15 protein-coding genes are annotated in these 15,190 nt (G+C 43.3%); 14 read left to right on the top strand and 1 reads right to left on the bottom strand.

Translation table 11 applies throughout. The features are described from left to right. Nucleotides 1-18: 18 nt before the first annotated feature. The 11 genes from glpK (at nucleotide 19) to HUG15_RS17970 (ending at nucleotide 11,880) form a co-directional block, all read left to right on the top strand. Nucleotides 19-1,530, top strand: coding sequence for a glycerol kinase GlpK (gene glpK / locus HUG15_RS18020; protein WP_200124430.1), 1,512 nt, complete (start codon nucleotides 19-21; stop codon nucleotides 1,528-1,530). A 169-nt stretch (nucleotides 1,531-1,699) separates the two neighbouring features. Beyond that, nucleotides 1,700-2,470 (top strand): gluconate 2-dehydrogenase subunit 3 family protein, encoded by a 771-nt coding sequence (locus tag HUG15_RS18015; RefSeq protein ID WP_200124429.1) that lies wholly within the window; start codon nucleotides 1,700-1,702, stop codon nucleotides 2,468-2,470. A 31-nt stretch (nucleotides 2,471-2,501) separates the two neighbouring features. Further along, entirely contained in the window at nucleotides 2,502-4,244 is a 1,743-nt protein-coding gene (locus tag HUG15_RS18010) for a GMC family oxidoreductase (protein ID WP_200124427.1), read from the top strand. 36 nt (nucleotides 4,245-4,280) lie between these two features. Beyond that, nucleotides 4,281-4,532 carry a twin-arginine translocase TatA/TatE family subunit gene (gene tatA / locus HUG15_RS18005; RefSeq protein WP_200124425.1) on the top strand — a complete coding sequence of 84 codons (252 nt, stop codon included), beginning with the start codon at nucleotides 4,281-4,283 and terminating at the stop codon, nucleotides 4,530-4,532. 24 nt (nucleotides 4,533-4,556) lie between these two features. Beyond that, entirely contained in the window at nucleotides 4,557-5,309 is a 753-nt protein-coding gene (gene tatC, locus HUG15_RS18000) for a twin-arginine translocase subunit TatC (protein ID WP_200124423.1), read from the top strand. Between the two features lie 216 nt (nucleotides 5,310-5,525). Continuing rightward, entirely contained in the window at nucleotides 5,526-7,142 is a 1,617-nt protein-coding gene (locus HUG15_RS17995; protein ID WP_200129044.1) for a glycerol-3-phosphate dehydrogenase/oxidase, read from the top strand. Nucleotides 7,143-7,333: 191 nt separating this feature from the next. Then, nucleotides 7,334-8,692, top strand: a complete 1,359-nt coding sequence (locus tag HUG15_RS17990) for a transposase (protein ID WP_200124421.1) — start codon at nucleotides 7,334-7,336, stop codon at nucleotides 8,690-8,692. Between the two features lie 78 nt (nucleotides 8,693-8,770). Then, nucleotides 8,771-9,331, top strand: coding sequence for a glycerol-3-phosphate responsive antiterminator (locus HUG15_RS17985; protein ID WP_200124419.1), 561 nt, complete (start codon nucleotides 8,771-8,773; stop codon nucleotides 9,329-9,331). Nucleotides 9,332-9,418: 87 nt separating this feature from the next. After that, entirely contained in the window at nucleotides 9,419-9,871 is a 453-nt protein-coding gene (locus HUG15_RS17980; RefSeq protein ID WP_200124417.1) for a YndM family protein, read from the top strand. 75 nt (nucleotides 9,872-9,946) lie between these two features. After that, nucleotides 9,947-10,813 carry an SDR family oxidoreductase gene (locus HUG15_RS17975; protein WP_200124415.1) on the top strand — a complete coding sequence of 289 codons (867 nt, stop codon included), beginning with the start codon at nucleotides 9,947-9,949 and terminating at the stop codon, nucleotides 10,811-10,813. A gap of 203 nt (nucleotides 10,814-11,016) precedes the next feature. Beyond that, complete coding sequence (locus tag HUG15_RS17970; protein WP_211202261.1) at nucleotides 11,017-11,880, top strand: RpnC/YadD family protein; 864 nt, start codon at nucleotides 11,017-11,019, stop codon at nucleotides 11,878-11,880. Between the two features lie 153 nt (nucleotides 11,881-12,033). Here HUG15_RS17970 and tnpA read toward each other — a convergent pair whose 3' ends face one another. Next, the gene (tnpA, locus tag HUG15_RS17965; RefSeq protein WP_200124411.1) at nucleotides 12,034-12,453 is read right to left on the bottom strand and encodes an IS200/IS605 family transposase; all 420 of its coding nucleotides are present in this window, start codon (nucleotides 12,451-12,453) and stop codon (nucleotides 12,034-12,036) included. Nucleotides 12,454-12,554: 101 nt separating this feature from the next. Here tnpA and HUG15_RS17960 point away from each other — a divergent pair, with 101 nt between their 5' ends. The 3 genes from HUG15_RS17960 (at nucleotide 12,555) to HUG15_RS17955 (ending at nucleotide 15,182) form a co-directional block, all read left to right on the top strand. Further along, nucleotides 12,555-13,463, top strand: a complete 909-nt coding sequence (locus tag HUG15_RS17960) for a hypothetical protein (protein WP_246516394.1) — start codon at nucleotides 12,555-12,557, stop codon at nucleotides 13,461-13,463. Next, entirely contained in the window at nucleotides 13,432-13,914 is a 483-nt protein-coding gene (locus HUG15_RS23165) for a hypothetical protein (protein ID WP_246516393.1), read from the top strand. Before HUG15_RS17960 ends, HUG15_RS23165 begins: the two co-directional genes overlap by 32 nt. A 341-nt stretch (nucleotides 13,915-14,255) precedes the next feature. Further along, nucleotides 14,256-15,182: a PstS family phosphate ABC transporter substrate-binding protein gene (locus tag HUG15_RS17955; protein WP_200124408.1), complete on the top strand. Its 927-nt coding sequence runs from the start codon at nucleotides 14,256-14,258 to the stop codon at nucleotides 15,180-15,182. The last annotated feature ends 8 nt before the right edge of the window (nucleotides 15,183-15,190 follow it).

Genomic DNA, 15,190 nt, shown 5'->3' with positions numbered 1-15,190 from the left:
AAAGAAGGAGGAAAAATCATGGCGAAAAATCATATTTTAGCAATTGATCAGGGAACGACAAGTACACGGACGATTTTATTTGACGGCGAAGGTCAGGAAGTTCACTCGGTGCAAAGAGAATTCACGCAGCACTTTCCAAAGCCGGGATGGGTCGAACACGACGCGAATGAAATTTGGGGTTCTGTCCTCGCGGTTATCGCTGGTCTTTTTACTGAAGTGGACATTCAGCCGAATGAAATCGCCGGTATCGGGATTACGAATCAGCGGGAGACAACGGTTGTTTGGGATAAACATACGGGCAAACCGGTTTATCACGCGCTCGTGTGGCAGTCCCGGCAAACAGAACCGATTGTTGATCAGTTGAAGGAAGAGGGGCTGAATGAAACGTTTAGACAAAAAACCGGGCTTTTGCTCGATCCTTATTTTTCAGGAACAAAAGTAAAATGGATCCTTGATAATGTTGAAGGCGCGCGGGAAAAAGCAGAGAACGGTGACCTGTTATTCGGCACTATCGATACGTGGCTTATTTGGAAGCTAAGTGGAGGCGCGGCACACGTGACGGACTATACGAACGCCGGGCGCACGCTTATGTTTAATATTCATAGTTTGGAATGGGATCAAGAACTTCTCGATATTTTAGACATTCCGAAAAATATGCTACCTGAAGTGAAATCCTCGTCGGAAGTGTATGCGGAAACCGTTGATTACCATTTCTTTGGCGCAAAAGTGCCGATTGCCGGTGTGGCCGGCGATCAGCACGCGGCTTTATTCGGGCAAGCGTGTTTTGAAAAAGGGATGGTGAAAAATACGTACGGCACCGGTTGCTTTATTTTGATGAACACGGGTGAAGAAGCAGTCATATCCGAAAACGGGTTGTTAACGACAATTGCCTGGGGGCTCGATGGCAAAGTTGAGTACGCGTTGGAAGGTAGTATTTTCGTAGCGGGTTCTGCCGTTCAATGGCTTCGGGATGGCATAAATATGATTGATCAATCGCCGGATAGCGAAGATTTTGCCACGCGCGTAACCTCGTCTGAAGGTGTTTATTTTGTGCCTGCTTTCGTTGGATTGGGCACACCTTATTGGGATAGTGCCGCACGCGGAGCGATGTTCGGGATTACGAGAGGAACGGAGAAGGCCCATATCGTTAGGGCAACCTTGGAATCCTTAGCCTATCAAACGAAAGATGTCATGGCAGCGATGGAAAAAGACGCGGGCATTCCTTCGACAAAGTTGCGTGTCGATGGTGGTGCTGCTGAAAACAATTTCCTCATGCAATTCCAAAGTGACCTCCTTAATGCACCGGTGGAACGGCCGACCGTCAGTGAAACAACAGCCTTGGGGGCCGCTTATTTGGCCGGTTTATCAGTCGGTATCTGGGACAGCAAAGAAGATATTGCGAAGAAATGGAAAGTAGATCAATCATTCGAACCGGCCATGGAAGATACGGAACGTAGAAAGCTGTATGGCGGCTGGAAAAAAGCCGTGGAAGCGACGATGGTTTTTAAGCCGGAAAACCATGACGTATAAAAAAGTAGACCATAGAGGTGGCTGAACTTAGTTTAAAAGCCACCCTATGGTTTTTTTGCGGACTCTGACAAGTGTCATATTATTGTAATGTCATCATAACATTAAGTAAACTGGCCGCCTGATAATAGTACGATATAGTACTGAACGATTGAGCAAAGGGGTGTGGACAATGGCAGAGAATAATACGAATCCAGAAAATCAGAACAACGAGGGAAATCCGAAGGAAGGAATTAGCCGTCGGGCGTTTATTAAGAATACGGGGCTCGTTACCGGAGGGATCGTTGGGGGAGGATTATTAGGTGGTGTACTAGGAAATCAATGGTTAGGAACAGGTGCAGAAACAGCTAGTGAAGATAGGGAAGGGGATGAAAGGGAGCAGGTAAATTATAGTGAAGCTCGTCAATTTTTCCTACGTCAGCAAGATTTTGATGTACTGAGTACGGCAACGGAAAGAATTTTTCCGGAAGATGATCTCGGTCCTGGTGCAATCGCATTGGGCGTTCCCTATTTTATTGATAAACAACTTGCAGGGCCGTGGGGGAAAAACTTAGACGTTTATATGGTAAAACCTTTTCAAGATGGAGAATCTCCATTAAATAAAGGAGAAATTTTTCTCCAAGGTATCCGTAAAATGAATAAAATTAGTAATGATAATTATGGAGAAGCTTTTCCTGACTTAGATGAAGAACAGCAAATAGAAATATTGGGATCATTTGAAAATGATGAAGTCACACTTAATCGTGTGGAGTCATCTAAGTTTTTTTCACTGCTAAGGCAAACCACGTTAGAAGGGGTATATTCCGATCCGATGCATGGAGGCAATAAAAATATGGAAGGGTGGAGGATGAAAGAATTTCCGGGCGTGCAAACGTCTTATCGGGACATGGTTGAAGAAGATGAATTCATTGTAATAGAACCGATAAGTTTGAGCGAAAGTTAAATACTTTTCCATATGAAGGAGAGTGTTTTGTGTGGTTGAAAAAATGGATAAAGTGGATGTTGTGACTGTAGGGGTAGGGTGGACGGGAGGAATTATAGCTGCCGAACTTAGCAAAGCAGGGTATAAGGTTGTTGGCCTGGAGCGCGGTGGTGAAAGGGAAACGGAAGATTATTATGATAAACATGATCACTTAAATTATGCCGAAAGGCATGAGGTAATGCACCATTTACCTGATAATACGGTAACATTCCGTAATAATTTAGATCAGACAGCTGCACCGGTTCGGGAAACTCACGATTTACAAATAGGAACTGACGTTGGTGGTGGCGGGCTTCATTGGGCTGCACAAACACATCGCTATTTTCCGTATGATTTTGAAATTTACAGTAGAACGGTTGAGCGCTACGGTGAAGAGAAAATTCCGGAAGATATGTCTTTGCAAGATTGGGGGATTACTTACGATGAATTGGAGCCCTACTATGATAAGTTTGAAAAAACGATGGGAACTTCTGGAGAGGAAGATCCATTAGCCGCTGAGCGTTCGAGTCCCTATCCGACGCCACCTCTGAAAAAGACTAAGGCAATGAAGCTATTCCAGGAGGCAACAGAGAATCTAGGGTATCACCCATACGTAATTCCTGCCGGAACTATATCGGAGCAATATGAAAATCCTGATGGGCAAACATTGAATGCATGTCAATACAGCGGCTTTTGTAGTAGATTTGCCTGTGAATGGGGGGCAAGAGCAAGCCCTAATATAACAGTTATTCCAACTGCTCAGGAGACAGACAATTTTGAACTCCGAACGAGGTCAAACGTCACACGCGTCTTATACGACGGGGATAGAGCAACGAGTGTCATCTATGAGGATACGCAAACCGGTGAGGAATTTGAGCAGCCAGCGGATATTGTGGTTTTGACTAGCTACACCTTTAATAATGTTCGTCTGCTACTCTTATCGGAAATAGGAGAGCCTTATGATCCGGAAACAGGGGAAGGAATCATTGGGAAAAATTTTACAGATCATCATACCAGTGGCCAAGCAATAGGTTTTTTTGAAGACCGGAAGTTTAATAGGTATATATCTACAGGGGCTTTAGGAATGACGTATGAAGATTTTAACGCCGATAACTTCGACCATTCAGATGTGGATTTCATCCACGGGGGACATATAGAAATGCGGGAGAATGGAGAGAATCCTATTCAAAACAATCATGTTCCAAATGGTACGCCTTTATGGGGGAAAGAATTTAAAGAAAAGTCCCTGTATTATTTTTACCGTTCATTTGCACTCAATATCCAAATGGCCACCATGCCCTTTGAAGATCACTATTTAGATTTAGATCCAAACTATAAGGATGAAAAGGGTGATCCCCTCCTTCGCCTCACATGGGATTACAAGGATAATGAGCTTAACATGTCAAAGTTCTTGGTAGAAAAATCTGCTGAAACATTAAGGGAAATGGGGGCGGATATTGTTGATGAAGATCACCTCCCGGAACATTTTACTCCTCAGTTCACATTCATGCACAATGCCGGTGGTGCGATTATGGGTGATGACCCGGAGACATCAGCGGTGAATAATTATATGCAAATGTGGAATATGGATAATTTATTTGTTTGTGGAGCCTCTGCTCTCCCGCATTTTAGCGCTACCAATCCGACGTTAACTGTAGGTGCCTTAACTTACCGAGCAGCCGAAGGAATCGAGGAATATTTAAACAACGGAGGAGGTCAACTAGTCAGTAGCAAAAAATCAAACCAAAAAGCGTAACATCTGGTAGATCTTTATAAAAAAGGGGCGAACGGTATGGGCGGGATAGGTACGATTGGTATACCCGGGTTAATCCTAATATTGTTAATAGCGCTACTGATTTTCGGTCCTAAAAAATTACCTCAAATCGGTTCTGCTTTTGGTGAAACGTTGTCGGCTTTTAAGAAATCTACCAATCAGATCATGGATGATGTGACTCTACAAAACGATGAAAAAGATGAAGAGGCTAAAAAAGAGGAATCGTCATCACATGAAGCCAAGGAATCAGAGGGTCCACAAAAAGAGTAAGCAAGGATAGGAGTGAGTGACTCAATGATTAAAAATATTAAAAATAAAACAACAGATCAATCAGCACTGGAACATTATGGTGAAATGCGTAGTATGGTTATTCGCTCACTCCTGTTTTTAGCTGTTTCCCTCGTTGTTATGGTTGTATTGATGCACTGGCTTATTCCGTATCTGATTAATCACGGTTCGGTGGATACTTCTTTGGTCTTATTGGGTCCTATGGAAATCATGCGTATTTACCTGTTTGTAGGTTTAATATTGGCGATAGGTTTTTCCATTCCGTATGTAGGCTATGAAATTTGGAAGTTTGCAAAACCTGCTTTAACCGATAAGGAAAGCAAAATGATTTTGACTTATATCCCGGGAAGCGCCGTTTTATTTATTCTAGGCTTACTTTTTGGATATTTGATCGTTTTTCCGATCGTTTATTCCTTTTTGATCGGGCTGGGCGCCATTCATTTTGAAATGATGATTACCGCGCAACAATACTTCTCCTTCTTGCTTATGACAACGTTACCGATTGGCTTCGTGTTTCAATTACCGATCGTCATGATGTTTTTGACGTCTTTGGGTGTATTCGTTCCCGAGCAAATGCGTAAAGTTAGAAAATATGCTTATTTTGGAATGGTTGTATTTTCTGTCCTGATCACGCCGCCTGATTTCTTATCAGATATACTGCTTATTATACCACTCATATTACTTTATGAGTTTGGGATATATGTTTCCCAAATCATCCATCGGAAAAAAGGCAACACCTTGGCGGGAGAACACGTATGAAATGACGCTTTTCTTTACTCTAACAAAAATTTCCCGTATACTAAACATAAGTTAATAACCAACTGATCGGAGTCAATGAGAAGATCACAGCAATCAGCTGACGGGCGACGCATATCGTCTGTTAGAGATTTCTGTGATCTTTTTAATGTTTTAAATACGAATGGAGGAATTTGATTGTCTTTTTCAGCGTGTTCACGAGATGTTGCCATAGAAAAAATGACTGAAATGGAGCTCGATTTATTAATTATCGGTGGAGGCATTACAGGTGTGGGAACCGCGCTTGATGCCCAAACCCGGGGGGTTAAAACAGGCCTTATTGAAATGCAGGATTTTGCGGCAGGAACGTCGAGCCGGTCCACGAAGCTTATTCACGGTGGTTTGCGGTACCTGAAGAATTTTGAAATTAAAACGGTAGCGGAAGTGGGAAAAGAGCGGGCGATCGTTTATGAAAATGCGCCGCACGTGACAACGCCGCTGCGCATGATGTTGCCGTTTTATAAAGGTGGAACATTTGGCTCGTTTACGACATCGGTGGGACTATCGGTTTACGACCGGCTCGCTGGGGTGAAAAAAGCGGAAAGGCGTACGATGATGGGTGCGAAAGAAGCGAAGGAACAAGAGCCGATTTTAGCGGATGAAAAGTTGCGCGGAGCCGGTATGTATGTGGAATATCGCACCGATGATGCCCGCTTAACGTTGGAAGTCGCGAAAACGGCGGCTCAAAAAGGTGCACATCTTGCCAACTATGTAAAAGCGGAAGCGTTTATTTATGACAATGGCAAAGTGATCGGTGTCGTTGCCCGCGATATGATTACCGATAAGACGTCCAAAATTTACGCAAAGAAAATTGTTAACGCGACCGGTCCGTGGGTGGATCACTTACGGGAGCAGGATCGTTCGAAAACAGGCAAAACGCTTCATTTGTCAAAAGGCGTTCACCTCGTCTTTTCCAAAAAGCGCTTGCCTCTGCAACAAGCGATTTATTTTGATACGCCTTTTAAGGACGGACGGATGATGTTCGCGATTCCGCGGGGAGACAAAGTTTACTTAGGAACGACGGAAACCGACTATGAAGGGGACGAGCGCGAACCGGGCGTGACGGATGAGGATGTTGCTTATATTATAAAAGCGACCAATGCCATGTTTCCGGGTTATCATATTGCCACAGATGATGTGGAGTCGAGTTGGTCGGGGTTACGCCCGCTCATTCATGAAGAAGGAAAGGACCCTTCGGACATTTCCCGCAAAGACGAAATTTTTCACTCGGAAAGTGGGTTAATGACGATTGCCGGCGGAAAATTAACCGGCTATCGTAAAATGGCCGATGCCATTGTCTCGATGGTCGCCGAGGAGTTGGAAAAAGAAACGGGGGCATCTTATCCGCCTTGCCAAACGAAAAATCTTGCCCTTTCCGGCGGGGATGTCGGCGGATCGCAGGAACTTGTTTATTTTAATAAAACGTTCGTTAACGCCGGCATGAAACTCGGCTTAGACGAAAATACGGCAAGAGAGCTGGTGGAACGTTACGGCTCCAACGTCTCGCAAGTATTCATGTACCTTGAAGATGATGAAGCCGACACGTTTCAGCTTCCGAAAGCTGTTTGGGCGTCGCTAAGATACGCCTTAGAGCATGAAATGACGCTCACACCGGTTGATTTTTTACTTCGCCGTACGTCGTATCTTTTGTTTGATATTGATACGGCGCGAGAAAATAAAGATGCTGTCGTTGAAGCCATGGCCATGAAGCTTCAGTGGACAACGGACGAAAAAGAAAGACGTATTATAGAACTCAATAATATGTGGGAAATCATGACATTTGAACAAAAAAGTTAGCGCCGCATTCCCCTTCAAAATCTTTGAATTAGTGGGGGTTAGGCGCTAAGGTCTTGGCCTGTTTATTTTTAAAAACATTTTGGGTAAGTATAGAATTAGACTTTGCATACAGTATAAGGTATAATAAGATCAAACAAATGTTCCGTTATAAATAGATAACCTTGGAAAACTTTCGGAGGGAGGGTTTGGTGGTGAACATAGCCAAAACCTTGTCGCACAAGATTACGAATCACTCTCGTATATTTGACGCAACACTAGATGTCTACAACGATGCACTGGCTTTTATTATCGAAGTGATAGATACAGAATTCGATAACCTTGATGAGATGACGACGAAATCTATCGTTCCTGCGGTGGAACGGCTCATTCATACCACGACATCAAACCCTTCTCCGAAGTACCGGGCATTTAATGCCCGATTTTATAAATTCCCTTCGTATTTTCACAGAAGTGCTATTGCTTCGGCTTTCGGGAAAGTGAAAAGCTATCGCTCCAATTTACGTAACTGGGAAGAAGAAAAGGCAATTGCGCTTTCTGAGGGGAAACATTTTAAAAATAGTCCTCCGAAGTTGCAATTAAAACACAAAGCGTTTCCAGTGTTTTATCGAGGAAATATGTTTAAACGGACATCTGATTCAACGGCTCAAATCAAAATTTTTCATAACAATGATTGGGTATGGGTGGATATCACCTTCAAAGACCAAGACTTATATAAACGTGGCGTTTGGGATTGGAAAGAAAGCAACCCTACGCTTGTTAAAGTCGGTAAGAAGTATTTCCTCAATTTCAGCTATCAATCAAAAGTGACATTAAATAAAACAAAAATCAACGACCAAAAAGTGTGTGCGGTAGATCTCGGCATTAACAACTCTGCGGTTTGTTCAGTCGTGGATATAAAAGGCACTGTCTTGGCTCGTAAGTTTGTCAATCAGCCCAAAGAAAAAGACCGGTTATATACGTTGACGAACAAACTACGCAAAGCGCAACGAACGTCGGGTTGGATTGCTGCGCCTAATTTTTGGCGTGGTATCAACGGGCTTCAAAAACACATCGTGAATGGTACGTCGCATGAAATTATTACATTTGCGAGCGAGAATGATTGTGATGTTATTGTTTTTGAGTACCTTGATAAAATGAAAACGCCGAAAGGGTTTTGGGGCGCAAAGAAACTTCGCTTCAAACTCCGTTACTGGCGAAAGAAAGGGATTCAGAACAAGGTGACGGAGATGGCGCATTATCAAGGCACACGTATGTCGAGAGTGAATGCTCGTAATACAAGCAAGTTGGCATTTGATGGTTTCGGAGAAGTCGAGCGCAATTGGAAAAAAGACATCGCCACATTTTCAAGTGGAAAAGTCTATCATGCCGATTTATCAGCTTCGTATAATATTGGGGCACGATACTTTGTTCGTGGCATTCAAAAATCCATGTCGGAAATGACATGGTTGTCCCTTCAGGCAAAAGTCCCTGATGTGGCAAAAAGGACATATACGACCCTGTCTTCATTCATTAGCCTTACGAAAGCATTAGAGTCGCCGGAGGCGTCTTAGCCGCTTTTGTTTGTGCTGTATTTAAGATAAGGGGTGCTCCATCAAAATCTTTGATTTAGGAGGAGAGGTTCACAGGTGATGGATGTGTTTGATGGACAGAAAATCATTCCGGCTGTAAAAGATATGAAGGATTTTGAACGTGTATTAAAACGAGAGGATGCATTTTTTGTTGTATTGGAAGTTCACATCTCCCAACTGGCCAGAATGCGGAAGGTGGCACGGGAAGCGAATAAAAAAATGATTCTTCACGCGGATCTTGTGCAAGGGCTTAAAAGCGATCGGTATGCGGCGGAATTTCTTTCCCAAACGATTAAACCCGCGGGCATTATTTCTACGCGAGGCGATATGCTCAGAATCGCTAAAAAAAATAACATCATGGCGATTCAGCGGATGTTTCTTTTGGACACAATCGCCTTGCACACGAGCTATCAACTGGCCGAAACGGTTGGGCCGGATGTGATCGAGTTGCTTCCGGGCATTATCCCTTCCTACATTCGCAAAGTGCATGAGGAAACGGGAATTGATGTTATCGCAGGCGGGCTGATCGAAACCGAAAGAGACGCTAGGCAAGCCATCGAGGCCGGAGCAAGAGCGGTTACAACGTCTCGGCAGAACCTTTGGAAAGCTTTCCGGACGTAGAAGTCCTCCCCTTTATCATCCATAATATTCGTTTATGGTTAATAAAATAAAAACAGGACAAGCTAACGGATGAAGGGGGTTGCTACATTGAGGTATGTTGGTGCTTTGATCATTAAATTACTAATGATTACGCTCATGTTATGGGTTTTTCTAGGCGTGTTCGGCGGGATTTCGCTTGCGAATATACTGCTCGTCAGTGTTCTACTCACTGGTGTTTCGTTTCTCGTCGGTGATTTGTATGTGTTGAAAAACTTCGGGAATACTTTGGCGACCGTCGTCGATTTTGTTTTCATATGGGTCGGACTATGGGCATTGGGCGCGGCTTTATTTCCATTTGAAGGACTTGTTTTATATTGCATCACTTCAGCTTTCTTTATTGCCGCGGGCGAAGGATTTTTCCACTTATACATGGAGAAAATCGTTTTGACAGAAACTGAATCAAATTTGGGTCGCACGTCAACGAGAGATCTGCAGACAGAATTTGGCTCAGACGTAGACATCAAATCCGATGTCGAAAAAACCAATAAGAAAAAGAAATAAGTTTTTGGTTTGCAGACCCAAGTGAAAGTGGTATGGACAAGGAGAACATGCAAAGCCTTCAAGGAGGGAAACCCAATGGATCCACGGGAGATGCAGATCGGACGTACACCCCGGCAGCGCCAAGACAAGCAACCGGGCATTGAATCGCAAATGCAGCCAATGCCGGCGCAGCCGACGGATTATAAAGGAACGGATAAGTTGAAAGGGAAGGCATCGTTGATAACCGGCGGTGATAGCGGTATTGGACGCGCGGTAGCCATCCTTTATGCAAAAGAAGGCGCGGATGTGGCAATCTCCTATTTGGACGAGCATGATGATGCTGAAGAAACGAAAAAAATGGTCGAAGCCGAAGGAGTGAGATGCTTGCTCCTTCCCGGGGACATTAAGAGTGAATCCCATTGCCGGGCCCTAGTGGAAGAAACTGTCGCGGCGTTCGGGAAGATCAACATTCTTGTCAACAATGCGGCGATTCAATATGTGCGGGATGATATCCTGGATATTTCTTCGGAGCAATTCGAGGACGTGTTCCGGGTTAACTTCTTTTCCCATTTTTATTTGACAAAAGCCGCTGTCCGTCACATGCAGGCAGGTGATTCCATTATAGCCACTTCTTCCATTAATGCTTACCGCGGGAACCCGATTTTCATGGACTATTCGGCAACGAAAGGCGCGGTCACCTCATTTATTCGCAGTATCGCGCAAAGTCTTGCCGATAAAGGCATTCGTGCGAATTCAGTGGCGCCCGGGCCGGTATGGACGCCGTTAATTCCGTCATCGTTTGACGAAGAAGGCGTTGAAAATTTCGGTCAAAGCGGCTTGATCAACCGGCCGGGCCAACCTTCGGAACACGCTTGGCCTTATGTGATGTTAGCTGCTGACGAGTCTTCTTATATGACCGGGCAAGCGATTCACATTAACGGTGGCGACTATACGTCGTCTTGATACGAACAGAACCTAATGCAGAAACGGGGCAATCACTCGTTTCTGCTTTTTTTGGCTGGTATATTGCAAAATTTGGCTGATAAAGTGGCGTTTTCGGTTGATAAACGATACAGCGAGGGCACCTCGAACCTGCCATGTACACGTCATCCCTTTTTTGCTATAATAAAAGAAAACACTTGATCGTTATGAAGAGAGGTGAAGCGGTGAAAGAGAATGAATCGATTTCTTGGCATCCGTCATTTGCGGCGGCCTTACAGTTGGAATTGCAAGCATACGCAGATGAGTTGGAGTTTCAGCTGGAATTTGAGCTAACGAGTGAACCCTTGAAAGTTGACGTTCTTATTTTGAAAGACGGGGAAGCATATATTGATAAAAATATTGGCAGAATCTTTCGTCATTACAACGTTGTCGAGTATAAGTCACCCAGAGATTATGTTTCGATTGATGACTTCTATAAGGCTATAGCATACGTATATCTATATAAAAACACCGGCGACAAAGGTATAGACACGATAGACATCCGTGAGATGACATTAACTCTTGTTAGCCTGTATAAGCCGACGAAACTCCTGGATTATCTACAGAAGCGGGAAAAACATGTCTATTTTGAAAATGAAGGGGTATACTACATCGAAGGGATGGATGTACCTATCCAACTTCTCATTCAAGATGATCTTCCCAACAAGGAGAACGAGTACCTGACGCTATTGACGAATCAGTTACAGGAAAAAGAACAACTGCAACGTGCTCTGATGGACTATTTTCAAGACAGTAAGAAAGATCTGTACTTGCTTATGTTTCACGCGGTTTTTCACGCCAATCCCGAATTATTTACGGAGGTGATCCAAACGATGCAAAAGCTAGACCTTGATCCTGATACCCAAAAAAAGATTGATGATGTCGTCAAAGAGTTTGAATGGGATAAGAAGTGGAGAGAAGAAGGTAGTGAATTAGCCAAGGAGGAAATCGCTAAAAAGTTATTCGTTAAGGGGATGTCCTTGGAAGATATTGCAGAAGCAACGGGATTATCCATTGACAAAATAAATAAATTGACCCACCACGATTAAACATTCGTATAGATGGGTCGATGTAATTGATACAAAAACTGAAATGTATACGGATACTATGTTAAACGACTTATTCCAAAAATACAAAGTGATCCTCTTTGAACAAAAAGTTAGCGCCGCATTCCCCTTCAAAATCTCTGAGTTAGTAGGGGATTAGGCGCTAAGGTCCTGTTCTCCTTGCTCCTCTATATATTTTTTTATCACGTCCATTGTTGCTCCGCCGGTTGTTAATACCATATAACTTCTACTCCAAAAATAAGGTTTCCAATAATATTCACTCAAATGATGAGGAAATTCTTTGCGAATATATCGAGAAGCAGTGACGGTTTTAAAACTGTTAATGGTGGTTGCTAGATTTATTTGAGGTGGTGCATCAAAAAGAATATGGATGTGGTCTTCTTCGCCATTCATCTCGATAATCCCGCAATTCCATTTAGAAAATAAATCTCTCGTTATTTCCTCTAAACGTTTCATCACGTCATCATTAATACATTTATGCCTGTATTTTGTAACAACAACCAAATGATACGTTAATTTAAAATATGCGTGTCTATTTCTCTTATAATCGGTCATTTTTATCATCCTCTTTATCATCCTCCTTATTACAACTAATATTTCGTTTGGTAAGATGAATGTATCATACAAAAGTAATTTATTGGAAGGAGGGTTTGATGATGAACATAGCCAAAACACTATCGCACAAAATTACGAACCATTCTCGCATTTTTGACGCAACGCTAGATATCTACAACGACGCACTGGCTTTTATTATCGATGTTATAGATAAAGAATTCGCTAATCTTGATGAGATGACGACGAAATCTATCGTTCCTGCGGTGGAAAGGCTCATTCATACGACTAAATCAAACCCTTCGCCAAAGTACCGGGCATTTAATGCCCGATTTTATAAATTCCCTTCGTACTTTCGCAGGAGTGCGATTGCTTCGGCTTTCGGAAAAGTGAAAAGTTATCGCTCTAATTTGCGTAACTGGGAAGAAGAGAAGGCAATTGCGCTTTCTGAGGGGAAAAAATTTAAAAAGAACCCTCCGAGGTTACAATTAAAACACAAGGAATTCCCGGTGTTTTATCGCGGGAATATGTTTAAGAGAACATCGGATACAACAGCTCAAATCAAAATTTTTCATAACAATGATTGGGTCTGGGTAGATATCACCTTTAAAGACCAAGATTTATATAAACGTGGCGTTTGGGATTGGAAAGAAAACAACCCTACGCTTGTTAAAGTCGGAAAAAAGTATTTCTTGAATGTTAGTTATCAATCAAAAGTGGCATTAAATAAAACCAAAATCAACGACCAAAAAGTGTGTGCGGTAGACCTCGGCATTAACAACTCTGCGGTTTGTTCTGTGATGGATATAAAAGGCACTGTCTTGGCTCGTAAGTTTATTAACCAGCCAAAAGAAAAAGACCGGTTATATACGTTGACGAACAAACTACGCAAAGCGCAACGGACGTCGGGTTGGATTGCTGCGCCAAATGTTTGGAGAAAAATCAATGGGCTTCAAAAACATATCGTGAATGATACGTCGCATGAAAATTATTACATTTGCGAGCGAGAATGATTGTGATGTCATTGTTTTTGAATACCTTGATAAAATGAAAACGGCGAAAGGGTTTTGGGGCGCGAAGAAGCTTCGCTTCAAGCTCCGTTACTGGCGAAAGAAAGGGATTCAGAACAAGGTGACGGAGATGGCGCATTATCAAGGCACACGTATGTCAAGAGTAAATGCTCGGAATACAAGCGCCTTGGCATATGATGGTTCCGGAAAAGTGGAACGCAATATCAAAAAAGGCCTTGCCACATTTACAACAGGCAAAGTCTATCATGTCGACTTATCGGCTTCGTATAATATTGGCGCGCGATATTTTGTTCGTGGCATCCAAAAATCCATGTCGGAAACGAAATGGTTGTCCCTTCAGGCAAAAGTCCCTGATGTGGCAAAAAGGACATACACGACCCTGTCTTCATTCATTAGCCTTACGAAAGCATTAGAGTCGCCGAAGGGGGCTTAACCGCTTTTGTTTGTGCTGTATTTAAGATAAGGGATGCTCCATCAAAATCTTTGATTTAGGTGGAGAGGTTCACGTAAATAGCTAACTTGACGAATGCTAAATTTTTAAAAGATATTCTGTATCGCTGGAAAAAAGTGATTGTCTCCATAAATTGGGGTGTTTTTCTTTGCAGCAATGCTTACTGACAGAGCCTGTACACGTCATGATAGTAGAAATCGCGCAGAAGCGAGAATTCACTCGTTGCTGCGCTTTTTTCTTTACATAATCTTTACATAGACTTTATATCTCCTCAACATTCATCAACTATAGTGAAATTGTACAAAAAAGCCATAAAAGGGGAGATGGAGTTGAAAAAGCAAGCATTAATAATGGTCGTTGCCGTTGTCATGCTGGCAGTATTAGCTGCTTGTGGCGAAGATAACGGAGAAGAAACTTCAGAAGAAGCTGATAGCACGGCGGACGATGCCGAGGCAAGCGATGGTGAATCAGGCTCGATCACAATTGCGGGTTCCAGCGCGATGCAACCGTTGGTCGGTGCTGTAGCAGAAGTTTATCAGGAAGAAAATCCGGAAGCCAGCATTGACGTGCAGGCCGGAGGATCTGGTGCAGGGTTAAGCCAAGTGGCAGATGGACAAGTGGATATCGGTAACTCTGATATATTTGCTGAGGAAGAAGATGAGATCAATGCAGACGAGCTCGTTGACCATCGTGTAGCGGTTGTCGGTATGGGACCTGTCGTTCATCCTGATGCCGGCGTTGAAGATCTAACTCAGGAAGAATTGATCGATGTGTGGACAGGAGAAATCACCAATTGGTCTGAACTCGGCGGCGAAGATCAGGAAATTACACTTGTGAATCGCCCTGATTCCTCCGGAACACGCACAACGTTTGTTGACTTTGCCCTTGAAGGTGAAGAGCCGGTTGAAGGGATTACGGAAGATTCTTCAAATACCGTAAGACAGATTGTTTCGGAAACACCGGGCGCCATCGCATACTTGGCATTCTCTTATTTTGATGACAGCATCTCGTCCATGAGTATTGATGGTGTTGAACCGACCGCGGAAAATGTGCAAACGGGGGACTTTCCGATTTGGGCTTACCAACACTCTTATACAAGCGGAGAACCTGAAGGCTTAGAAGCAGATTTTCTGGACTATATGATGTCAGACGAGATTCAGGACACCTTAGTTCCGGAACAAGGGTATATTCCCGTGACGCAAATGGAAGTGGAACGGGATGCAGAAGGTGAAGAGACACCGGTAGAATAGGAAACAGG

It is taken from the genome of Salicibibacter cibarius (assembly GCF_016495725.1).
GTDB lineage: Bacteria > Bacillota > Bacilli > Bacillales > Marinococcaceae > Salicibibacter > Salicibibacter cibarius.
This window is presented reverse-complemented; position numbering and strand designations above follow the sequence as displayed.